Here is a 21,149-nt window from a genome sequence, read left to right on the forward strand (position 1 = left end):
CGACCTGACGATTGCCAACGGTACGCTGACCGCGGTCAGCAGCAGCGATGGCGGCATCACCTGGACCGCGACCTTTACCCCGAGCGCCGGCACCACCGACGCGACCAACCTGATCACCCTGGACAATACCGGCGTGCAGAACGGTTCCGGTAACGTCGGCAGCGGCACCACCGACTCGAACAATTACGCCATCGACACCGTCCGTCCGACCGCCACCATCGTGGTGACGGACACCGCGCTGGGGATCGGCCAAACCTCGCTGGTGACCATCACCTTCAGTGAAGCGGTGACCGGTTTTACCAACGCCGACCTGACAATCGACAACGGTACGCTGAGTGCGGTGAGCAGCAGCGATGGCGGCGTGACCTGGACCGCCACACTGACGCCGGTGAATGGTGTCACCCACAGCGGCAACGTGATCACCCTGGACAACACCGGGATTGCCGATCTGGCCGGTAATGCCGGTGCCGCGACCACCGACTCCAATACGTACGCTATCGACTGCCAGCGCCCGACCGCGACCATTGTGGTCGCCTCGCCAACGCTGGCAGCCGGGCAGACGTCGCTGGTGACCATCACCTTCTCCGAGGCGGTGACGGGGTTCGACAACAGTGACCTGAGCGTGCCCAACGGCACCCTGACCAATGTCAGCAGCAGTGACGGCGGCATCACCTGGACCGCCACCTTCACGCCCACCACTGGCGTTCACGACACCACCAACCTGATCTCCCTGAACAACAGTGGCGTGGCCGACCTGGCCGGCAATGCGGGCACCGGGATCACCAATTCCGGTAACTTCACCATCGACACCGTGCGTCCGACCGCGACCATCGTGGTGGCCGACAACGCCTTGAATATCGGTGAAACCTCGCTGGTGACCATCACCTTCAGTGAGGCAGTAACCGGCTTTACCAACGCCGACCTGACGATTGCCAACGGCACGCTGACTGCGGTGAGCAGCAGCGATGGCGGAGTGACCTGGACGGCAACCTTTACCCCGACCAACGCCATTACCGACGCGACCAACCTGATCACCCTGGACAATACCGGCGTGCAGAACGGCTCCGGCAACGTGGGGGCGGGCACCACCGACTCGAACAACTATGCCATCGACACCCAGCGTCCGACGGCGACCATCGTGGTGACGGACACCGCGCTGGGGATCGGCCAAACCTCGCTGGTGACCATCACCTTCTCCGAGGCAGTGACTGGTTTCACCAACGCCGATTTGACGATTGCCAACGGCACGCTGACCGCCGTGAGCAGCAGCGACGGTGGTATCACCTGGACGGCAACCTTTACCCCGAGCGCCAGCATCACCGACACCACTAACCTGATCACCCTGGACAACACCGGCGTGGCGGATCTGTCCGGCAACGCCGGGGCCGGTAGCACCGACTCCAACAACTTCAGCATCGATACCCAGCGTCCGACCGCGACCATCGTGCTGGCCGACCCGACGCTGACCGCCGGTGAATCTTCGCTGGTGACCATTACCTTCTCCGAAGCGGTGACCGGGTTCGACAACAGCGACCTGAGCGTGCCCAACGGCACCCTGACCAACGTCAGCAGCAGCGACGGCGGTGTGACCTGGACCGCCACCTTCACCCCGACGGCGAGCATAAAAGACACCACCAACCTGATCACCCTGAACAACAGTGGCGTGAGTGACCTGGCCGGCAATGCGGGCAGTGGCACCACCGACTCGGGCAACTTCACCATCGACACCCAGCGTCCGACCGCGACCATCGTGGTGGCCGACAACGCGCTGAAAATCGGCGACACCTCGCTGGTGACCATCACTTTCTCCGAGGCGGTCACCGGTTTCACCAACGCCGACCTGACCATCGCCAACGGCACGCTGACCGTGGTCAGCAGCAGCGATGGCGGCGTGACCTGGACCGCGACCTTTACCCCGACCAACGCCATCACCGACACCACCAACCTGATCACCCTGGACAACACCGGCGTGCAGAACGGTTCCGGCAACGTCGGTACAGGCACCACTGATTCGAACAACTACGCCATCGACACGCAACGTCCAACCGCAAGCATTGTGGTGGCCAATCCGCTGCTGGGCATTGGCCAGACCTCGCAGGTGACCATCACCTTCAGTGAGACGGTCAGCGGTTTCGATCTGTCAGACCTCAGCGTGGCCAATGGCACATTGTCCAATTTGCTGAGCAGCGACGGTGGCAAGACCTGGACGGCGACCCTGACGCCGACCGCCGCGGTCAACGATGCCACCAACCAGATCGTGCTCGACACCGCCAATGTGCAGGACAGCGCCGGTAACGCGGGCAGCACCGTAAGCCTGTCCAACAACTACGTGCTCGATGCCGACCGGCCTACCGGGACCATCGTCGTTGCCAAACCGCTGCTGGGCATCGGTCAGACTTCGGGGGTGACCATCACCTTCAGTGAAGCGGTGACCGGTTTCGACCTGTCCGATCTGAGTGTGACCAACGGCACGCTGTCCAACCTGGCCAGCAGTGACGGAGGCAAGACCTGGACCGCGACGTTCACGCCGACGGCGAACGTGACCGACGCGACCAATCTGATTGTGCTCGACAACCGTAACGTGACCGACAAGGCAGGCAATGCCGGAACGGGACTGGCCATCTCCAACAACTACGCCCTGGACAGTGATCGCCCCACCGCGACCATCGTCATCGCCAACCCGAACCTGAGCGTTGGCCAGACCTCGCAGGTGACCTTCACCTTCAGCGAAGCGGTGAAGCATTTCGATTTGTCCGACATCAGCGTGGCCAATGGCACCCTCACCAACCTGAGCAGCAGCAACGGTGGCAAGACCTGGACCGCCACCCTGACCCCGGCGGCCAATATCAACGATGCGACCAATTTCATCGGTCTGGACAGTAGCAATGTGACCGACCGCGCCGGGAACGCGGGCACTGGGGTCGCGATCTCCAACAACTTCGTTATCAATACAGTGCCCGCTGTGCCGGCGGTGGTCTCGGTCGGCGATCCGCAGTTCCGGATCAGCGACCCGGCACCGCCGCAAAGCACTCCGAACGCGCCGTTGCAGCCGATTGTCTTCGCGCCGCCGACCGGCAATCTCGGCTCACCGCTGACTTTTGCGCCGCTGTTCGAACAGCGGGTATTGGGCGATGGCATCCGCCCACTGGGGGATATTTTCATCAATCGCGGCGCACTGAGCCCCAGCTATATCGCTCAGGTGTTCACGAGCAGCGACAACGCCGGGAATGGTTCCGCTCACGGTTTCCTGGGTTTTGGCGGGGGGGATGGCGGGGTGTTTGGCAGCAGCACGCTGTCGAGCCTGTTCAGTAATGAATCAAGCAATGGCGACAGTTCGTTCAATGCGTTCGGTGACAGATCGATTCAGCACGGTGGTGATACCTCTCAGGGCTTGCACGGTGCCTATGGCGCACTGACCTTGGGCGAACAACTTCAACAACTTGAAAACACTGAGAAGCAGCAGATCCAGGCATTGGCTGCGGCGTTGCAACAGGTCGGCGTCAGCGAAATGCAGGCCTGAATAAAAACCTGAATTGATGCGGTACCTAGGGGCGGTCCAAGGATGAAAAAAAGTCAGAAACTATTCGGCGCCAGCTTGCTGGCGCTGGCAATCAGCGGATGTGCGGTAACCAGTGAGCCGATTGAACGCAGTGTCAGCGAGCAGCGCGCCAGAAGCGATTTGGCGAGCATGTACAAGGATCAGGAGCCTCTTAGTGGCCCACTGACGCTGCATCAAGCCATGGCCCGCGCAGTGAAATACAACCTTGAGGGCCGGTTGAAAATCATGGAAGAGGCGTTGGCCAAGCGCCAACTCGACCTCGCCAGCTTCGACATGCTGCCGCGCATGGCCCTGGACGCCGGTTATGTCGGGCGCAACAACACCAGCGCCGCCAGCAGCCAGAGCGTACGCACCGGCACCCAGTCCCTCGAACCTTCGACCTCTCAGGACCGCGACCGCAGAGTCGCCGACCTGACCATGGTCTGGAACGTCCTCGACTTCGGCGTCAGCTACATCAACGCCAAGCAGCAGGGCGATCAACGGTTGATCGTTCAGGAACGCCGGCGCAAGGTCATCAACACCATCGTTCAGGACGTGCGCTCGGCGTATTGGCGGGCGGTGGCCGCTGAACGCCTGCTCAAGCAGATCGACAGCCTGATGGCGCGGGTCGATGCCGCGCGCAACGACAGCCAGAGCATGAGCGAGCAGCGTATCGGCGACCCGGTGCAGGCCTTGGGTTACCAACGTTCGCTGATCGAAGCCACGCGCCAGCTTGAAGAACAGCGGCGGGCACTGTCGTTGGCGAAAACCGAACTGGCGACCCTGATCAACCTGCCGATGGGCACCGAGTTGACGTTGGCGACGCCGGAGGATTATCCGATTCCGGAACTCAAGGTCGGCATGGCCAGCCTTGAGCAAGAGGCCCTGGCCAGCCGTCCGGAACTGCGCGAGCAGGATTATCAGACGCGCATCAGCACCGCCGAAACCCGCAAAGCCATGCTGCGGCTGCTGCCGGGGCTGGAGCTCTCGGCTGGCGGGCACTACGACAGCAACTCGTTTCTGGTCAACGACAAGTGGGCCGATTACGGAGTTAAAGTCACCTGGAACCTGTTCAACGTGATCTCCGCCCCGGCGGCCATCGACGTGGCCAAGGCCGGTGAAGAAGTGGCCAAGGCACGCCGTCAGGCGATGTCGATCGCGGTGCTGGCGCAGCTCTACGTGGCCAACGCCAACTACCGCGAAGCGCTGCGCCAGTTCGAGACCAACCAGCAGCTGTCGAACATCGACGGGCAGATTCTTGGCCAGTTGCGTAATCGTCATCAGGCCGCGGGCATCGGCGAACTGGAGCTGATCCAGGGCGAACTGAACACCCTGCAAGCCGACCTGCGCCGCGACCTGTCGTACGCGGATTTGCGTAACGCTTACGGGCAGATCTTCGCCAGCGCCGGGCTCGACCCGCTGCCGGATCAGGTGCAATCGACCCAGGTGCAGTCGATCGCCACGGAACTGGCCAGCCGCGAGGATGCGTGGGCCGCCGGCAACATTTCGGTGCCGCCAGCCCATGCCCAGACCAAGTAATCTGCTGGCGCCCACGGCCAGCGTCAGCCGGGCGCAACGCGAAGACCGCCACGGCCATCGCGGAGCGGCGATCCTGCTGACCGGTTTACCGGCGGCAGGCAAGTCGACCCTGGCCCAGGCGCTGCACGCCGCATTGTTCGAGCGCGGCGTGCACAGCCTGGTGCTCGATGGCGATGGACTGCGGGTCGGGCTCAATCGCGACCTCGGGTTTGCCGACAAGGATCGTCAGGAAAACATCCGCCGCGCCAGCGAGGTCGCAGCGTTGCTGGTGGAGAACGGGCAGATTGTGATCCTGGCGATGATTGCGCCATTGCTGGAGTTACGCGACATTTTCGCCCAGCGATTGGGCGAGGATTACCGTGAAGTCTGGTGCAGTGCTGCGCTCGACGTCTGCGAGCAGCGTGACCCGAAAGGTCATTACGCCCGTGCGCGTAGCGGTGAGCTGGCAAGCTTCACCGGTATTTCGGCACCCTACGAAGCGCCTGCGTCGGCGGCGTTGGTACTCGACACCGGCGTGCTGTCGATCGACGCCTGCCTCGATCGCTTACTGACCTGGCTCGGCGAATGCGCGGTGCTACCGAACCGATGAGTCGACCGGCGTTTTCCCGACTGCCGGTGACGGTGCATTTGCCGTTGCTGTTGCAGGCGTTGGCGCAGATCAAGGACAGCGACTGGCATAGTCATTTCAACCGTGATTATTACAGCGGCGACTGGAGCGGTGTGGCGCTGATCAGCGCAGTCGACGCGCTGACGGAACTGTCTCCCGGTCTTGGCGAACCGGTGCCACGAGCGCCTTGGCTGCTCGATGGTCGTTGGCAGCATGCATTGCAGGCATTGCCGTTGGACATCGTCTCGGCCAGGCTGCTGAAGCTGGGGCCCGGCAGTCGCATTCACGAGCACCGCGACTACGATCTTGAAGGGCCAGAGGCCGATCTGCGGCTGCACATTCCGTTGCTCAGCCCACCCAACGTCGACTTTCTGCTCGACGGTTTACGTATGCCGATGGAGGCCGGCGAATGCTGGTTTCTCGACCTGTCGCGGCCCCACAGCGTCGACAATCGCGACCGCTGCGAGCGGGTGCATCTGGTGCTCGATTGCAGGCCCAACCCTTGGTTGGAACAGGCTATTATTGAAGGCGCTTCAACCACGCCGGCGCCGGGCGTCGGTCATGCGGCGCAAGCGCTGGAACAGTTTCGGCGGCTGGTGGAAAACGATCCGCAGCTCTGCAAAGTCTTGCAGGGTGTGACCGACAGCGAAGCCTTTATCGCCGCCACCCTGACACTGGCCACCGAGCAGGGCCTGGCGTTCTCCCGTGAAGAGCTGCGTGCGGCGATGCGTAATGGTCGTCGGCAATGGAACGAACAATGGAGCACCTGAACCTCGACGGCTGGTTGCCGATTCGCATCTGGCAGCAGGCCGGGGAGTGGCGGGTCGATTGGTGCTGGTTTGGTGATCAGCCGTTGCATCAGCCGTTCTTCCGCGACTCGGTGGATGAAGCGCTGCGCCTGCCGTTCAACCAGGCCTTCCGCCGTCAAACACCGCTGAGCACGCTGAGTGATTGGCAGACGATCAGCCCGGGTCTGGCGCCGAGTGCGTTCATTTTTCACGCCTCGCGCTGTGGCTCGACGCTGATCAGTCAGATGCTGGCGCAACTCGATAACCACATCGTCATTTCCGAACCGCCTCCACTGGACGCCTTGCTGCGCAGCGCACTGCCGCCCGCAGAACGCAACGCGGCGATTCTCGGTTTGCTCTCGGCCTATGGCCAGCCGCGCCGAGGTGTGGAGCAACGGCTGGTGATCAAGCTGGACGCCTGGAACATCGGTGAGCTGAAGCGGCTGCGCGCGTGTTTTCCCGACACACCCTGGTTGTTTGTCTACCGCGATCCGCTGGAAATCGCGGTGTCCCACCTGCGTCGTCCGGGCCTGCACATGGTGCCGGGGTTGATCGGCGCCAGTGCATTGGATGATGGAGCGCAGTTTTATGGCCGAGAAGATTTCATTGCTCGGCGCTTGGGCAAGCTGCTGCAATTGGGGGCAGAACACTGCCGCGAATTTTCCGGGCTGGCGGTCAATTACCGTGAGTTACCGGGCGCGATGGAAGGACGTTTGGCCGCGTTTTTTGCGCTTGATGCCGAGCAGCGGACGCTGGTGTTCGGCGCCGTAAACCAGCACGCCAAACAACCGGTCGAAACGTTTGTGGCCGACAGCGAAGGCAAGCAACGAGAAGCCTCGCCGCTGCTCAGAGCGCGCGTAGAGTGTTGGGCGCACGGGCCTTACGCAGTGTTAGAACAGTTGCGACATGACCTCAACTCTTCGACGACAAATCCGCCATGCCCTTGAGCAATTCGATCGGCAACGGAAAGACAATGGTCGAGCTCTTGTCGCCGGCAATCGAACTCAGCGTCTGCATATAGCGCAGTTGCATGGCGCCAGGCTGACGACCGAGCATTTCAGCGGCTTGCATGAGTTTTTCCGAGGCCTGCAATTCACCTTCGGCGTGGATCACTTTCGCCCGCCGTTCGCGTTCGGCTTCGGCCTGTTTGGCAATGGCGCGGATCATCGACTCATTGAGGTCGACGTGTTTGATCTCGACGTTGGCGACCTTGATCCCCCAGGCATCCGTCTGTGCGTCCAGCACCTGCTGGACGTCGAAGTTCAAGCGTTCACGTTCGGCCAGCAACTCATCGAGTTCATGTTTACCGAGCACCGCCCGCAAGGTGGTTTGTGCCAGTTGGCTGGTGGCCATAAGGAAGTCTTCGACCTGGATGATCGCTTTTTGCGGGTCGAGCACACGGAAGTACAGCACCGCGTTGACCTTCACCGAGACGTTGTCGCGGGTGATCACGTCTTGCGGCGGTATGTCGAGCACCACGGTCCGCAGATCGACCCGAACCATTTGCTGGACCACCGGAATCAACAGGATCAGCCCCGGGCCCTTGACCTGCCAGAAGCGTCCAAGCTGGAACACCACCCCGCGCTCGTATTCGCGCAGGATGCGGAAGGTCGACCCTGCCAGTGCAATCAGCAGCACCAACAGCGCGGCAAAACCCAGTTGCAGACCCATGATCATTCTCCTTGCGGCGCCGCGTCAGCCGCGGCCACTTCCAGCAGCGTTCCCTTGCGCGCCACCACTCGCACCCGTTGCCCGGAATGCAGGGGTGTCTTGCAGTGCACCTGCCAGCGTTCGCCCTGCAAATGCACCCAGCCCTTGTGCGTGTTGTGGCCCTGCAATGCGGTCAGCTGCGTGACACTGCCAAGCAGCCCGGCATCGCCACTGACGATGTGGCGCGGTCGGGTTTTCAGGGCGTGGATCAGCAGCGCGATCAACAGCAGGGCGCTGATCAGACCCAGACCGATGATCAGCGGCGTGGGGACATCGGCGTTGCTCACCATCACCGCGCCGATCACGAACATCGAGATACCGCCCAGCCCGACCACCCCGTAATTGGGCAGCACCACCTCCGCCACGAGCAGCGCAATACCCACCATCATCAGCCAGACGCCGAGCGGGTTGGGGACGACCACCACAACCGTGTCTGTCGCGAAAGCCGATCCGCTCAAACCCAACAACAGCGCAACCACATACCACCAGCGAGTGTTCACTTGACCCTCCAGGAGAGTCATCCGTCCGCGAGCCACACAGCGGCCCTGCTTATAGTCTAGTTGAGCCTTGGGTTGAACGAATTTTGATCAGCGATAGCCGACGCTTCCAGTGGGCAGATTTCTCATCGCAGTCCGATAGCGGGCCTAGACTTCAAAGGAGACGCCAACCTGTTTAATCATTGTCCGCCCGCCTTGCGACGGACACCGAGGTGCATCATGCGTATGGCAAGAACCGTGCAGCGCAGCCTGGAAGAGGCGCACTGCGAATTTGACGTCGTCACTCACCCGCATTCGGCCAGCAGCCTGGAAACCGCCCGGGTGGCGGGCATTCCTGCTGAACGCGTGGCGAAATCGGTGATCCTCGACGACCACCACGGCCACTACCTGATGGCCGTGTTACCGGCCAGCCGGCATCTGGACCTGACCAAAGTGCGGGGCAGCGGTGAATGGCAAGTCACCCGCGAAAGCACCCTGGCCCACCTGTTCAACGACTGCGAACGCGGCGCCGTTCCGGCCTTGGGCGAATCCTATGGCCTGGACATGGTTATCGACCCGATGTTGACCCGCCAGAAAGAGATCTACGTCGAAGCCGGCAACCACAACAACCTCGTACACTTGAGCATGGACCAATACCTGAAAATGGTGCCTCATGCCGAGGTGTGCGAGCTGAGCCAGTAGCCCGATGGCCACGCTCCCACTGTGGGAGCGTGGCTTGCCCGCGATGGACTGCGCAGCAGTCCCTGACCCTCTCCCAAACAACTCAGGAGCCAGCTCTCATGGAATCACCGACCCACAGCCTCCCCAACCTGTTCAAACAACTCGGCCTGCCCGACGACGCCGAAAGCATCGACAAATTCATCGCCACCCACTCACCGCTCAAACCCGAGCTGCACCTGGCCGACGCGTTTTTCTGGACCAAGAGCCAGGCGGATTTTTTGCGCGAAGACATTCTTGATGATTCCGATTGGGCGGAGGTGGTGGATCAGCTGGATGTGCTGCTGAGGAAGGGGCGGGGGGTGTAAGAATCTTAGGAAAAATGGCAAATCGTGCAAAAAACTGATGAGCGATGAAAAAATCTGGGCTTTAATCGGATTTCTGAACTTTTTCTGTGGACCCGCACGATGCCCTTGGTTGGATACGCCTACCTGCATGATGCCTTAAGACTCAAAGCCATTGCGCCTACGCGTGTGGCGATGGTCAAACCCGTCACCCGCGTATCCATGATCGGAGATTGCCTGGCTGTTCCACAGTCAGTCGCACCTGCAAGCGACTCGATCCTTGAACACATTTTTTTTGCGCTAAAACACGAAGGTATCAATCTCGGCATTCTGGCCCAAGCACTTGAGTCTGTGCCTGCTGAAGAGCTGCTCCAGGAATTAGCCAAGGCCCCGAACGGTGTATTCGTTCGAAAAGCCTGCTATCTCTGGGAAGGTTTAACCCACCGGCGACTCGACTACGAAGCATCAGTGAATAGCCGATTTTCACCGCTGTTTGATCCGGCGCGGTATATCACTGGCCCTGCTGTTAGAAACACACGCTGGCGCATTGAGTTTAACGGCCTCGGCTCCCTTCGCTACTGCGCCACTGTTGAGCGGACTTCCGAGCTTGAAGCCCTGCTCAGCCTCGACATCCTCGGTCGCGCAAAAACCTTCATGGCGACGTTGCCAGCAGAGATGACGGACCGCGCCATCAACTGGGCGTATCTCCACGAAACCCGTGATTCCTTTGCCATCGAGAGGGAAGAGCCCAGCGATGAAAAGTCCCGGCGCTTCGTTCAATTGCTGCGCCAGGCCCATGATGGTCGCGAGCTGAGCGAAGAGTACTTGGTGGAGTTGCAGAACAGCACGGTCTCCAATCCTTTCGACAAAGCCGCCTTGTTTCGCCATGAGCAAAACCACCTGCATAACGGTCTGCGCGGCGCTGCCGGTGTCAGTTATATCCCGCCTGAGCCGGACCTGTGCCGTGAGTTGATGGGCGAACTGATGAATTTCGCCAATCAGTCTTCGCAAAAGGTCGATCCGTTGGTGGCCGCTGCTGTGACGGCGTTTGGTTTCGTCTTCCTCCATCCGTTCATGGACGGTAATGGCCGACTGTCACGCTTTCTGATCCACCAGACCCTGTGTCATTCCGGCGCCTTGGAAAACGGCCTGCTGCTGCCGGTTTCCGTGGCCATGAAACACGAAGAATCCAGCTATCTAGCCGCTCTTAAGGACTTCTCGCAACCGGCCCGCGACTTCTGGAATGTCACCTGGCTGGATGCTGACCAAATGGCCTTCGAGTTCATCGGCCATCCCTCGATCTACCGCTTCTGGGACGCCACCCGCTGCGTCGAATTCACCCTGCAAATGGCCCGCCGCGCCCTCGAAGTCGAACTGCGCGAAGAAACCGAATTCCTCGACCGCTACGACCGCATCGTCAAAGCCGTGAACCAGCGTTACGACGTACGCGGCAGCGACCTGTCGAAGCTGGTGATGATGTGCCTGGACAACGCGGGCAAGGTTTCAAAGCATCGGCGCAAGCAGTTCCAGTACAGCGTGCCGGAAGCGGTGTTTGAGTTTATTGAAGCGGAGGCAGTGAAGGTAAATGAGCTTAATCAGGTATGAAACTGTTAGTCGCGCGTAAGTAAACTGAGTAGGGCTCTAGAGAAAATTCAGGCTACTTGTCTGGCTTAAATCATTGAGCGTAATAACTCTGCATCCTGAGCACCGTCATTAGTATGAACATTATGAATAGTGCTAGCCCCCATAGAACTCTAGTTTTTCCCCCTCTGCTGTCGATGTAATTGAGATCACAAATATTCTCATAGTCTTTGTTTAGTATTCTTTCTAAGTCTTTTTCGGAGATAAGATCTCTGTACCTATTTTTTATGTTTGCATATGAGCTTTCTAGTCTTGTGCGTTCGTCTTTTAGCTCGTTCATCGTGTGCCAGCAGATAATGATTGAAATTAACATGAAGGCAATGAAGACAAGATAGACTTCTTTTGTGACTTCTAGGGACGGCGATTTTCCGCTAATGACTCTGAATAGGAAGATTGAGAAGAAAAAAGAATAAATAGCAAGTACAGAAGATCTAAATGAAGAGCCAACACTTTTTGCAAGATCGCTTGCTTTTTCAGACGATTTTTGGATGGATTCAGATATTTTATTTTTTATCTCTATATATTGTTTTAGGTTGTCTTTTAGGTAAATTTGGTAGCCGGAACCAATTGACGATATTGTATCTTTTGTTATCGAAGTAAGGATTTCTTTGTCTAAGTGTATTGAAATTATGTTTCGTGCTATACCGATTTTGTCAATTGTATTGCCATCATTGTAAATCCAGCTATATATGTCGAAGTAAGTTGTTGCGCAGTCAGTGTCGGAAATTGAATTCTTCACAATGTCATTGGTTATTGTCTTATAGCCGTTGAGCTTCAGTGAGACTCCGCCAGTATCTGTTAACTTTGAGTAGTCACATATGTAAATTAATGATGATGCTATCAGTAATTTTTTAAATAAATGGTCAATGTTTTGGTGTGCTGTGCCTACAATAATATTGAAGTCGTCAGGGATGAAGTTGTGATGAGCCGAGTTTGCAAAGTTAGTGATTTTTTCTCTGTTTTTTAATATCTCATCTCTTTGAGGGGGAGTTGGCTCTGCATCTACATTGGACTTTTTGTTTTTAAAGGTGAACAAGCTTGTGGAAAAGCTCGGTATGTCCTCTTGTAGTTCTAAGACTTTTGCTCTTTGTGATAAGTCATTTATCTTTGCAAAGCATCTCTCAAAGGAGTTGTCGTTTAAGAACTCTGCGAGTTTTTCAATCGAGTATATGGATATTAATTGGTTTTCAGAGGATTTTGATATTTTTATTGTTAGCGCGGTTTTTTTGTCGTTCATATGAGGGATGTTTAATTCAATGTCTCTTAGGAATAGCTTAATAGCGTCCTCGTCACTGCTATTAAGCGAGTCTAAGTCAAATGTATGTGTGTACTTGATTTCTATTGTGATTCTATCGCGCTTGGGTAATTGATTTGTCAGTGCGGTTAGATCACTGACTTCAGGTATGGAGAACGTGCCAATTGTGTAAGATGCCGAGTACGTAGTGTTGTTTTCGCTTTCGGAAACTAAAGTGTACTCGCTGGCGAGCTTGGCTAGAAAAGATTCGGAGAGCTTCATGTTAGTCATCTTGTCTATGGAATTCATTGTAGCCTTCGTCGGAATATATTTTTAAATATTTCCTACCGTCATTCTCTTCCCCAGTGTCAAACGTTTCATCATGGTTTTTGATTTCACCTGTAATTCGCAGTTCCAAGTTTTCAACCAGGGTTATTTGTTTTTTTATTTTTGCTTTTATGATGTTTGGAGCGATTTCGAACTGGGGGTCGAATTTGGATTTGGTTGGAAGTTTGTTTGCTTCTTTGATTAGGTTTTCAATATTTATTTCGGTGTTGTCAGGAGTGTAGCTGGAAAAAACTTGGTCTATTAGCTCTGAAAATTTAAAGTTTGTATTGGTCCTGAAGTAACTAACTACGGCGTTTCGGAGTGTCCAATAGTCACTATTTGATGTTTTCTTTACGTCGCTGATTAATAGCTTTTCAATTGCGATGAATGCGTTTTTTGTATTGGTTTCTGGAGTTGATAACGGTGTGAGTTCGAGGAAGTCCTTCCACCAATATTCAGAGATTTTTGCATTGGTATCGCCAACCCAGACTTGGGCTATAACCTCACCCTCAAACTTAATTACTGCACTCTTTTGAGCTATTTGTTTTTCTGGTAAACCAATTTTCCAGTCGAAGTTCTCGTCTAGAAAGCCGGCGTGATCAATTTTAAAAAATAGGATATATGTGTATCCATAAAGCTCTATATGTGACTCTAGTAAGCTCCCGCGGCGAAGCGTAATAAGATGTTTGTGCTTCTCTTGAGTCTGCCTTTCTATTTGGTGTAAACGTTCTGCAGTTAATTTTGATGCGTTCTCAAAATCAATAGTTATTAAGAGATTTGAAAGGGTGGACATTTCGCAATGTTCAGATGCAAATCTATGCTCTTGGCCAATATGGTTGTTTAGCATGTCTCTTGCTAGTTGTTTTATGTAAGCTTGGATTTCGCTTTTTTGTGGGTTTTTATAAGGTGCTGGAAGATTTTCTTTCTCCAGGTTGATTTCAAATATTGAGGTATTTAATATCCGTATTATTGGAGCAGTAGACTCTGGTTCACTCGTGTTTTGAATGTTGGTTTTGTTTGTGGATTGGCTATTGCTCATTTTTAGAATCCCTATTCTTATTTTGGTTTGCGGTAGCTTCTAGGGGAGTACTGGCAGCTTCTGGGTATGCGAAGTTAAGAGCTCTAATTAGATTTTTTGTTTGGCGGATAGTGGTTGAGTTAAAGAGAACAATCCTTGTCATATCAAGTCCCTCTCTATCTAGTTGGCGTTAAAACACCTCTAAATCACTAGTCGATCAGCACATTTCTCTAGTAGCGTAGGCAAAGATAGCTCAACAAGCTAGCACTTTGGAATCATAGACGGGTTATGTCTTTCTAGTCGCGGAGACGACTCGTACACGGGCTGTCGCTCTTTAACCCTTGATCCTCATATCCCTCGACCTTATAGTTCGCCTCGTCGCCGCACATCGGCGACAGGATTTGGCGATCCTATTAATACCAGCGCATTTGCGCCCCAAAACCGTTTCCTGCATGTTTTCGTGTGGGCGGCTTGTTTTATGGTGGCTGTGCGCGGGAGACCTTCGGGTCTGCCGGGTTTGGTATTGACCGGTTCGCCAACCTGCGTACAGCTGCCACCCTGAATTCGTTTGGCGACGTTGTGTGGCAGCTCCAATACCAACTTTGGAGTAAGACAATGACGCCTTATCGCCCGCTGACCTCTAATCCAACCCCCGTCTGCGTTCTGGCCTACAACATCCTCGCACCAACCCATTTTCTCCACGAAACCGCCTGTAGCCGAGTCCGCATCGGCACCGATCTGCTGGAAACCCTCACTTCGATCACCCTTCGCGATCTCAACGACAAAGACTTCTATCGGCTGATCAACGCCGCATACGTGTCATTGCGCGATGGGCTGGATTTGATGGAAGAGCTGCAACATCGCTTGGCCGCACAGGCGGCGCAAGCGAGCTGAGGTTGCTTCAACGCGTTCCCGCGCAAGGCGCGGGAATGCTCATTTCTCAAGCGGCCATTGGCGCGAGGTATGCACCAAGGCGAGTATCCATGCTGTTCCCTGATCCAGTTGATAGACCAGTCGATAACTTTGATGAGGTATCAATTCGCGAGTACCGGAAATCGTCCCGGCAGGACCGCATTCAGGGTGGAGTGAGAGGCGAGAAACCGATTCGCTGAATCGGTTGTCCATCTCGATGGCTGCTCGTGGGTTTACTGAGTGGAGATAGTCCCAAATGTCTGCACGATCCTGTGCCGCGGCTGGCGTCCAAATTATCCTCATCCTTGTCTGGCTGCTTGAGTACGCCTGGCAGCAAATTCGGCTTCTACTTCATCGTTTGTCAGGCCTTCGCCTGCCCGCATAGAGACTCGCGCGATGTCGACTTTACGTTGCAAGAATGCCTCGTACTCACGCGACTCTCGTTGTGTTTGAACAAACTGACGCATCATTTCCCGGACAATTTGCGACGCTGGCCGATGGGACGCTTCTGCTTCAGCCATGAACTGTTCGCGCAGTTCGGGTTCAAGTTTCATCGTGAAAACGGCTTGTTTCGACATGGTCTGCTTTCCGGGCTTGTGTACTGAAAAAGTATATACGTCTTCAGTACATATTCATCACTGCTCAGATGTTGCCGCGACGAGTGGACGAATTCGCGATCTCAACGACAAAGACTTCTACCGCCTGATCAATGCCGCGTACGTGTCATTGCGCGATGGGCTGGATTTGATGGAAGAGCTGCAACACCGCTTGGCCGCACAGGCAGCGCAAGCGAGCTGAGGTCGTTTTAGAGCGTTCCTGCGCAAGATGCGGGAATGCTCATATGCTCGTCCTCATAAATTTTGACGAGCGCCGCTAATGCCTCCAGCTCATTGCCTTCTGGCGATGTCAGCGCCGCACCCCATAACTGCTCGATTCGCGAAAGTGCGTTCGCGAGGTCCTCATCGCTTTGGATAGGTTTGATGTCCATCAGGTAGTTTCCCTCTTGATCTGGCTGCTTTGAATTTCGGCGCCGACGTAGCAGTGAAAACCTGGCTACCGTTCGTAATCTCAGGGTCGCTCGATACCGTTGCGGCAATGATCAAAGAATTGTTTCAAAACTTGACTGAATTTCCCCTCCAATGCGATATTGATAGTTAGCAAACTAACAGTGTGCGAGTTCTCGTGTCCCAGACCCTCGACGCCCTTCAGATGAACATCAGCAGTGCCATGGTGGTGGCCGCGCGGCATTGGCGGAAAATCTGCCAGACCACGCTGGTCAACTACGGCATTTCCGAAGCCTGCGCCGTCCCGTTGTTGATGATCGGGCGGCTGGGCGAGGGTGTGCGGCAGGTGACGGTGGCGCAGGCGGCGGGGATGGAGAGCCCGTCGCTGGTGCGTTTGCTCGATCAGTTGTGCCAGTCCGGGTATGTCTGCCGCAGCGAAGATCCCCTTGATCGTCGCGCCAAGTGCCTGAGCCTGACCGATACCGGCCGTGAGTTGGTGCAAGCGGTGGAAGCCGAGTTGGTGCGCTTGCGTCGTGTGGTGCTCGAAGGTATTGATCCGGCGGATCTGGAGGCGGCGTTGCGGGTGATTCGCGCGTTCGAGACGGCAGAGCAGCAGTTACCGGTGACCCCCTCGTGAACGGATTTTTTAGCGGCATACCGCCGGCCCGCGACTGGTTTTACGGTGTACGTACCTTCGCCGCGTCGATGATCGCGTTGTACATCGCCATGCTCATGCAAATGCCGCGTCCGTATTGGGCGATGGCCACGGTGTATATCGTTTCCAGTCCGTTCGTCGGGCCGACCAGTTCCAAGGCCTTGTACCGCGCCATTGGCACCTTGACCGGTGCGGCAGCGGCGTTGCTGTTTGTGCCGATGTTCGTTCAGAGCCCGTATGTGCTGGTGCTGGTCATCGCGCTGTGGACCGGCATCCTGCTGTTTTTGTCGATGCATTTGCGCACGGCGAATAACTACGCGCTGATGCTCGCCGGTTACACCTTGCCGCTGATCGCCCTGCCGGTGGTGGATAACCCGTTGGCGGTGTGGGATGTGGCGGAAGCGCGGACCGAGGAGATCTTCCTCGGCATCGTCTGCGCAGCGGTGGTTGGCAGTATGTTCTGGCCACGGCGGCTGGCGCCGGTGTTCGATGACTCCGTCAGCAAGTGGTTCAGCGATGCGGTGACCTACAGCCAGCGCTTCCTGACCCGTAATGTGCAGCCCGACGAGGTCAGCACCTTGCGCGCCTCGATGGTTGCCACGTTCAACTCCCTGGAATTGATGATCGGCCAGTTGCCCCACGAAGGCGCGCGGCCGCAAACCGTGCGCAACACCAAGGAACTGCGTGGGCGGATGATTCATCTGTTGCCGGTGGTGGATGCGCTGGACGATGCGCTGTATGCCTTGCAGCGCCGCACGCCCGAGCTTGTGGACAAGTTCGCGCCGCTGCTGGCCGCGAGCGTTGAATGGCTCGACAGCAAAGACGCTTCGGTCGAACGCTGGCAAGCGTTGCGCACTCAGCTCGAAGCCCTGCAACCGAGCGCCGAAGCGCTGGATGATCGCAAGCAACTGCTGTTTTCCAACGCGCTGTATCGCCTGGGTGAATGGATCGATTTGTGGCAAGACCTGCGCAGCCTGCAAGAAGCGATTCGTTGCGAAAGCCAGGACAACTGGCGCGCCGTTTACCGGCATTGGCGGCTGGGCCGGCTGACGCCTTTTCTCGACCGTGGGCTGATGCTGTATTCGGCGGCGTCGACGGTGCTGGCGATCATCGTCGCCTCGGTGCTGTGGATTCTGCTCGGCTGGACCGACGGCGGCAGCGCGGTGATTCTGGCGGCGGTGGCGTGCAGCTTTTTCGCTGCGATGGACGACCCGGCACCGCAGATTTACCGGTTCTTTTTCTGGACCGCGATGTCGGTGTTGTTCGCCAGCCTTTATCTGTTTTTGATTTTGCCGAACCTGCATGACTTTCCAATGCTGGTGCTCGCATTCGCCGTGCCGTTTATCTGCGTCGGCACCCTGACCGTAAACCCGCGTTTTTACCTCGGCATGCTGCTGACCATCGTCAACACCTCGTCCTTTATCAGCATCCAGGGCGCCTACGACGCGGACTTTTTGAGCTTCGCCAACTCCAACCTCGCCGGCCCCATCGGCTTGTTGTTTGCTTTTATCTGGACCCTGGTGGCGCGGCCCTTTGGTTCAGAGCTGGCGGCCAAGCGCCTGACCCGTTTCAGCTGGCGCGACATCGTCGGCATGACTACGCCTGCGAACCTCGCCGAACACCGGTACCTGGGTGTGCAGATGCTCGATCGGCTGATGCAGCATTTGCCACGCCTGGCGATCACCGGTCAGGACACCGGCATAGCGCTGCGCGAAGTCCGTGTGGCGCTGAACCTGCTGGACTTGCTGGCCTACGCGCCCCGGGTGTTGGGTGTACCAAACGTCTTGCTGCGGCAGGTGGTGGCCGAGGTCGGCGAGTACTTCAAGGCCTGTCTCAAGGCTGGCGAACGCTTGCCGGCACCAGCGCCGTTGCTGATGACTCTGGATCGCACCCGGCGCGCCCTCAATGGCCAAGGCCTGGAAGGGGACGGCGAAACCCGCCTGCACCTGCTGCACGCCCTCGCCGGTCTGCGTCTGGCGCTGTTGCCGGGCGTGGAATTCATCGGCAGCGGTGAGGCCGATGAACCGTTTCCCCATGGTATCGATGGAGCGCCTTTATGATCGGTGATCTGGACATCAGCGGGGTGTTCCTGCCCACGTTGCTGGTGCTGATGGGCATTACGTACGTGCTGTACCTGGTGGTGCACGGGTTACTGACGCGCCTGCACTTTTATCGTCTGGTCTGGCACCGGGCATTGTTCAACGTGGGTCTTTACGCCTTGCTGCTCGGCGCCGTGGACTCACTCAGTCGATACCTGATGACATGAAAAAACCTATTTTGACCCTTGGCCGTGTGGTGTTGACCTTGTTGGTGGTGACCTTCGCGGTCGTCGTGGTCTGGCGCATGGTGATGTATTACATGTTTGCTCCATGGACCCGTGACGGGCACATTCGCGCAGATATCGTGCAGATCGCCCCGGACGTTTCCGGGCTGATCCAGCAAGTGGAAGTGCGTGACAACCAACCGGTGAAGCGCGGCCAGGTGTTGTTCAGCATCGATCAGGACCGTTTCAAGCTGGCGCTGCGTCAAGCCAAGGCCGCGGTTGCCGACCGTCAGGAAACCCTGGCTCAGGCGCAACGGGAAGCCAAGCGTAACCGGGGGCTGGGCAATCTGGTGCCGGGCGAGCAACTGGAAGAAAGCCAGTCCCGCGTGGCCCGCGCCGAGGTGGCGTTGTCCGAGGCTCAAGTGTCGGTGGACAGTGCCCAGCTCAACCTCGACCGCTCGGTAATCCGCAGCCCGGTGGACGGTTACGTCAACGACCGCGCACCGCGTACTCAGGAGTTCGTCACCGCCGGGCGTCCGGTGTTGTCGGTGGTGGACAGCAACTCCTTCCACATCGATGGCTATTTTGAAGAAACCAAACTCGACGGCATTCATGTCGGCCAAGGTGTCGATATCCGCGTGATTGGCGACCGCGCACGGTTGCGCGGGCATGTCGAAAGCATCGTCGCCGGCATTGAAGACCGTGACCGCAGCAGCGGTTCGAACCTGCTGCCCAACGTTAACCCGGCATTCAGTTGGGTGCGTCTGGCGCAGCGGATTCCGGTACGAATTGCCTTCGATGACGTGCCGGCAGATTTCCGCATGATTGCCGGGCGGACCGCGACCGTGTCGATCATCGGCGACAAACCCGAGCAGGAGCCGGAGCAATGAAAGCGGTCGCCTGTTTAGCGACGGCCGGGCTCGGCTTGCTGCTGTCGGCCTGTCAGGTGGTCGGCCCGGATTACCATTTGCCCAAAGAGGCTGCGGTGCACCGCGAGGACTTTCAGGGCGATCTGACCGCGCACGGTAAAAACGTGGTGTCGGCGCCGGTGCCGGGCGACTGGTGGCGGTTGTATCAGGACCCGCGTCTGGATGCGCTGGTGCGCCAGGCCATGGCCACCAACACCGATTTGCGGGTGGCGGCAGCCAACCTGTCGCGCGCCCGTGCCCGGGTCGAACAAGCCGAGTCGGCGGGCGGCTGGAGCGGTGGCGTGAAGGTCGGCGCCCAGCGTTTGCAGGAGTCTGGCGAGGCATTTCTGATACCGGAAAAGGTTCCAGTGGCCAATGTCGGTGACATCGGCATCACCACCTCTTATCAGTTCGATCTGTTTGGCACGTTGCAGCGCGGCATCGAAGCGGCGAAGGCCAATGCCGATGCGACGCAAGCCGCAGCAGACACCGCGCGCATCACCCTGGTCGCCGACGTCGTGCGTGCGTATACCCAAGTCTGCGCGGCCAACGAAGAGCGTGAAATCGCCGAGCACTCACTGGACCTGCAAGGCCAGAGCACTGCGCTGACTCAGCGGCTGCGCGATGCCGGGCGCGGCGACGAAACCCAGGTCACCCGTTCGCAAACCCAGTTCAAATCCTTGCGCGCCGATATGCCGCGCTATGAAGCCGCCCGTCAGGCCGGGCTGTTCCGTTTGTCGATGCTGTTGGCTAAACCGGTAGATCAATTGCCCGCCGGGACCAGCAGTTGCCATGAGCTGCCAAAGATTGCGCAATTGTTGCCGGTCGGTGACGGTGCCACCTTGCTCAAACGGCGACCGGATGTGCGTCAGGCCGAACGTCAGCTGGCGGCCGCGACGGCGGACATCGGCGTGGCTACCGGTGCGCTTTACCCGGATATCAGCATCGGGGCGACCGTCGGCACCGTGGGTATTCTCGATCACCTCGGTCAACCACAAACCAATCGCTGGGGTTTCGGCCCGTTGCTGACCTGGACAGTGCCGTCCAACGGCTCCCGGGCACGTGTACGGGAGGCCGAAGCGGCGACCCAAGGCGCGCTGGCGCACTTTGACGGGGTGGTGTTGAACGCGATCCGCGAAACCCAGACCGGTCTGGCGCAGTATTCCGCGCTGTTGCAGCGCCGCGATGCCCTGGTCGATGCCGAGCAATCGGCACAGCTGGCGGCGGATCAGACACACCGCTTCTTCCAGGCGGGTCGGGCGTCGTTCCTCGCCGATTTGCAGGCAACCCGCACCTACACCGACGTGCGTGCACAGGTGGCGACCGCCAATACTCAGGTTGCCATGAGCCAGATCGATTTGTTTCTGGCGCTGGGCGGTGGTTGGGAAAGCGGACGAACGCAAGGTTCACAGCCGACGAAACCCTGAGGCCGTTGCTATGCTTTTACATGTCGGGTTCGCGCAGGCGGGTCCGGCCGTCAAAGCTCGCATTGGCCATGGGGATTCCA

The 21,149-nt window shown here is 57.5% G+C and carries 22 protein-coding genes; 15 read left to right on the forward strand and 7 right to left on the reverse strand.

Annotation, left to right across the window (positions count from 1 at the left end):
* The 5 genes from FPT12_RS26755 to FPT12_RS26775 all read left to right on the forward strand — a co-directional run.
* The coding region (locus tag FPT12_RS26755) for an Ig-like domain-containing protein (RefSeq protein WP_256676875.1) at window positions 1-3,520 on the forward strand (3,520 nt) is incomplete at its 5' end.
* Between the two features lie 42 nt (window positions 3,521-3,562).
* On the forward strand, window positions 3,563-5,077 hold the full coding sequence (locus FPT12_RS26760; protein WP_145022380.1) for a TolC family protein: 1,515 nt from the start codon (window positions 3,563-3,565) through the stop codon (window positions 5,075-5,077).
* Window positions 5,061-5,666: an adenylyl-sulfate kinase gene (cysC, locus tag FPT12_RS26765; protein ID WP_145022383.1), complete on the forward strand. Its 606-nt coding sequence runs from the start codon at window positions 5,061-5,063 to the stop codon at window positions 5,664-5,666. Before FPT12_RS26760 ends, cysC begins: the two co-directional genes overlap by 17 nt.
* Window positions 5,663-6,454: an aspartyl/asparaginyl beta-hydroxylase domain-containing protein gene (locus FPT12_RS26770; RefSeq protein WP_145022456.1), complete on the forward strand. Its 792-nt coding sequence runs from the start codon at window positions 5,663-5,665 to the stop codon at window positions 6,452-6,454. Before cysC ends, FPT12_RS26770 begins: the two co-directional genes overlap by 4 nt.
* Window positions 6,442-7,419 (forward strand): sulfotransferase family protein, encoded by a 978-nt coding sequence (locus FPT12_RS26775; RefSeq protein ID WP_145022458.1) that lies wholly within the window; start codon window positions 6,442-6,444, stop codon window positions 7,417-7,419. Before FPT12_RS26770 ends, FPT12_RS26775 begins: the two co-directional genes overlap by 13 nt.
* On the opposite strand, the gene FPT12_RS26780 is transcribed toward FPT12_RS26775, so the two are convergent.
* Both FPT12_RS26780 and FPT12_RS26785 read right to left on the reverse strand, forming a co-directional pair.
* Window positions 7,385-8,143 carry a slipin family protein gene (locus FPT12_RS26780; protein WP_145022385.1) on the reverse strand — a complete coding sequence of 253 codons (759 nt, stop codon included), beginning with the start codon at window positions 8,141-8,143 and terminating at the stop codon, window positions 7,385-7,387. The genes FPT12_RS26775 and FPT12_RS26780 overlap by 35 nt on opposite strands.
* Before the next feature lie 2 nt (window positions 8,144-8,145).
* Window positions 8,146-8,682: an NfeD family protein gene (locus FPT12_RS26785; RefSeq protein WP_145022388.1), complete on the reverse strand. Its 537-nt coding sequence runs from the start codon at window positions 8,680-8,682 to the stop codon at window positions 8,146-8,148.
* A 216-nt stretch (window positions 8,683-8,898) separates the two neighbouring features.
* On the opposite strand from FPT12_RS26785, the gene FPT12_RS26790 reads away from it, so the two are divergent.
* From FPT12_RS26790 to FPT12_RS26800, 3 genes are all read left to right on the forward strand, one after another.
* A complete protein-coding gene (locus tag FPT12_RS26790) occupies window positions 8,899-9,360 on the forward strand; it encodes an aminoacyl-tRNA deacylase (RefSeq protein ID WP_145022391.1) in 462 nt (153 codons plus the stop codon).
* Window positions 9,361-9,458: 98 nt separating this feature from the next.
* Window positions 9,459-9,704 (forward strand): DUF2789 domain-containing protein, encoded by a 246-nt coding sequence (locus tag FPT12_RS26795; RefSeq protein WP_019691148.1) that lies wholly within the window; start codon window positions 9,459-9,461, stop codon window positions 9,702-9,704.
* A gap of 99 nt (window positions 9,705-9,803) precedes the next feature.
* Window positions 9,804-11,285 (forward strand): Fic family protein, encoded by a 1,482-nt coding sequence (locus FPT12_RS26800; RefSeq protein ID WP_145022394.1) that lies wholly within the window; start codon window positions 9,804-9,806, stop codon window positions 11,283-11,285.
* A 70-nt stretch (window positions 11,286-11,355) separates the two neighbouring features.
* On the opposite strand, the gene FPT12_RS26805 is transcribed toward FPT12_RS26800, so the two are convergent.
* Complete coding sequence (locus FPT12_RS26805) at window positions 11,356-12,837, reverse strand: hypothetical protein (RefSeq protein WP_145022397.1); 1,482 nt, start codon at window positions 12,835-12,837, stop codon at window positions 11,356-11,358.
* A 1-nt stretch (window position 12,838) separates the two neighbouring features.
* The gene (locus tag FPT12_RS26810; protein WP_145022400.1) at window positions 12,839-13,921 is read right to left on the reverse strand and encodes a nucleoid-associated protein; all 1,083 of its coding nucleotides are present in this window, start codon (window positions 13,919-13,921) and stop codon (window positions 12,839-12,841) included.
* Window positions 13,922-14,515: 594 nt separating this feature from the next.
* On the opposite strand from FPT12_RS26810, the gene FPT12_RS26815 reads away from it, so the two are divergent.
* The gene (locus FPT12_RS26815; protein WP_145022403.1) at window positions 14,516-14,794 is read left to right on the forward strand and encodes a hypothetical protein; all 279 of its coding nucleotides are present in this window, start codon (window positions 14,516-14,518) and stop codon (window positions 14,792-14,794) included.
* Window positions 14,795-14,833: 39 nt separating this feature from the next.
* On the opposite strand, the gene FPT12_RS26820 is transcribed toward FPT12_RS26815, so the two are convergent.
* Together FPT12_RS26820 and FPT12_RS26825 are read right to left on the reverse strand one after the other, a co-directional pair.
* Entirely contained in the window at window positions 14,834-15,115 is a 282-nt protein-coding gene (locus FPT12_RS26820) for a type II toxin-antitoxin system RelE/ParE family toxin (protein ID WP_145022406.1), read from the reverse strand.
* The gene (locus FPT12_RS26825) at window positions 15,112-15,390 is read right to left on the reverse strand and encodes a hypothetical protein (protein ID WP_019691151.1); all 279 of its coding nucleotides are present in this window, start codon (window positions 15,388-15,390) and stop codon (window positions 15,112-15,114) included. Before FPT12_RS26825 ends, FPT12_RS26820 begins: the two co-directional genes overlap by 4 nt.
* Here FPT12_RS26825 and FPT12_RS26830 point away from each other — a divergent pair.
* Window positions 15,389-15,610: a hypothetical protein gene (locus FPT12_RS26830; RefSeq protein ID WP_145022409.1), complete on the forward strand. Its 222-nt coding sequence runs from the start codon at window positions 15,389-15,391 to the stop codon at window positions 15,608-15,610. The genes FPT12_RS26825 and FPT12_RS26830 overlap by 2 nt on opposite strands.
* Window positions 15,611-15,617: 7 nt before the next feature.
* Here the strand turns inward: FPT12_RS26830 and FPT12_RS26835 are convergent, their stop codons facing one another.
* Window positions 15,618-15,800: a transcriptional regulator gene (locus tag FPT12_RS26835; protein WP_145022412.1), complete on the reverse strand. Its 183-nt coding sequence runs from the start codon at window positions 15,798-15,800 to the stop codon at window positions 15,618-15,620.
* Window positions 15,801-16,021: 221 nt separating this feature from the next.
* Between FPT12_RS26835 and FPT12_RS26840 the strand changes: the two genes are divergently transcribed.
* Genes FPT12_RS26840 through FPT12_RS26860 form a run of 5 tightly spaced genes read left to right on the forward strand, consistent with a single transcriptional unit; the run spans window position 16,022 to window position 21,069 of the window.
* Complete coding sequence (locus FPT12_RS26840) at window positions 16,022-16,453, forward strand: MarR family winged helix-turn-helix transcriptional regulator (protein ID WP_145022461.1); 432 nt, start codon at window positions 16,022-16,024, stop codon at window positions 16,451-16,453.
* On the forward strand, window positions 16,450-18,531 hold the full coding sequence (locus FPT12_RS26845) for an FUSC family protein (protein WP_145022415.1): 2,082 nt from the start codon (window positions 16,450-16,452) through the stop codon (window positions 18,529-18,531). Before FPT12_RS26840 ends, FPT12_RS26845 begins: the two co-directional genes overlap by 4 nt.
* Window positions 18,528-18,737, forward strand: coding sequence for a DUF1656 domain-containing protein (locus FPT12_RS26850; protein WP_017478036.1), 210 nt, complete (start codon window positions 18,528-18,530; stop codon window positions 18,735-18,737). The genes FPT12_RS26845 and FPT12_RS26850 overlap by 4 nt, the downstream gene beginning before the upstream one ends.
* Window positions 18,734-19,624 (forward strand): HlyD family secretion protein, encoded by an 891-nt coding sequence (locus FPT12_RS26855; protein ID WP_145022418.1) that lies wholly within the window; start codon window positions 18,734-18,736, stop codon window positions 19,622-19,624. The genes FPT12_RS26850 and FPT12_RS26855 overlap by 4 nt, the downstream gene beginning before the upstream one ends.
* The gene (locus FPT12_RS26860; RefSeq protein ID WP_145022421.1) at window positions 19,621-21,069 is read left to right on the forward strand and encodes an efflux transporter outer membrane subunit; all 1,449 of its coding nucleotides are present in this window, start codon (window positions 19,621-19,623) and stop codon (window positions 21,067-21,069) included. Before FPT12_RS26855 ends, FPT12_RS26860 begins: the two co-directional genes overlap by 4 nt.
* Window positions 21,070-21,149 lie beyond the last annotated feature (80 nt).

The organism is Pseudomonas sp. H3(2019) (genome assembly GCF_007713465.1).
Taxonomy (GTDB): domain Bacteria; phylum Pseudomonadota; class Gammaproteobacteria; order Pseudomonadales; family Pseudomonadaceae; genus Aquipseudomonas.

Coding starts and splice junctions, on each gene's coding strand:
- FPT12_RS26760 (WP_145022380.1), top strand. CDS start 3,563: ATGAAAAAAAGTCAGAAACTATTCGGCGCCAGCTTGCTGGCGCTGGCA.
- cysC (WP_145022383.1), top strand. CDS start 5,061: ATGCCCAGACCAAGTAATCTGCTGGCGCCCACGGCCAGCGTCAGCCGG.
- FPT12_RS26770 (WP_145022456.1), top strand. CDS start 5,663: ATGAGTCGACCGGCGTTTTCCCGACTGCCGGTGACGGTGCATTTGCCG.
- FPT12_RS26775 (WP_145022458.1), top strand. CDS start 6,442: ATGGAGCACCTGAACCTCGACGGCTGGTTGCCGATTCGCATCTGGCAG.
- FPT12_RS26780 (WP_145022385.1), bottom strand. CDS start 8,143: ATGGGTCTGCAACTGGGTTTTGCCGCGCTGTTGGTGCTGCTGATTGCA.
- FPT12_RS26790 (WP_145022391.1), top strand. CDS start 8,899: ATGCGTATGGCAAGAACCGTGCAGCGCAGCCTGGAAGAGGCGCACTGC.
- FPT12_RS26795 (WP_019691148.1), top strand. CDS start 9,459: ATGGAATCACCGACCCACAGCCTCCCCAACCTGTTCAAACAACTCGGC.
- FPT12_RS26800 (WP_145022394.1), top strand. CDS start 9,804: ATGCCCTTGGTTGGATACGCCTACCTGCATGATGCCTTAAGACTCAAA.
- FPT12_RS26805 (WP_145022397.1), bottom strand. CDS start 12,837: ATGAAGCTCTCCGAATCTTTTCTAGCCAAGCTCGCCAGCGAGTACACT.
- FPT12_RS26810 (WP_145022400.1), bottom strand. CDS start 13,921: ATGAGCAATAGCCAATCCACAAACAAAACCAACATTCAAAACACGAGT.
- FPT12_RS26815 (WP_145022403.1), top strand. CDS start 14,516: ATGACGCCTTATCGCCCGCTGACCTCTAATCCAACCCCCGTCTGCGTT.
- FPT12_RS26820 (WP_145022406.1), bottom strand. CDS start 15,115: ATGAGGATAATTTGGACGCCAGCCGCGGCACAGGATCGTGCAGACATT.
- FPT12_RS26830 (WP_145022409.1), top strand. CDS start 15,389: ATGGTCTGCTTTCCGGGCTTGTGTACTGAAAAAGTATATACGTCTTCA.
- FPT12_RS26825 (WP_019691151.1), bottom strand. CDS start 15,390: ATGTCGAAACAAGCCGTTTTCACGATGAAACTTGAACCCGAACTGCGC.
- FPT12_RS26835 (WP_145022412.1), bottom strand. CDS start 15,800: ATGGACATCAAACCTATCCAAAGCGATGAGGACCTCGCGAACGCACTT.
- FPT12_RS26840 (WP_145022461.1), top strand. CDS start 16,022: ATGAACATCAGCAGTGCCATGGTGGTGGCCGCGCGGCATTGGCGGAAA.
- FPT12_RS26850 (WP_017478036.1), top strand. CDS start 18,528: ATGATCGGTGATCTGGACATCAGCGGGGTGTTCCTGCCCACGTTGCTG.
- FPT12_RS26855 (WP_145022418.1), top strand. CDS start 18,734: ATGAAAAAACCTATTTTGACCCTTGGCCGTGTGGTGTTGACCTTGTTG.
- FPT12_RS26860 (WP_145022421.1), top strand. CDS start 19,621: ATGAAAGCGGTCGCCTGTTTAGCGACGGCCGGGCTCGGCTTGCTGCTG.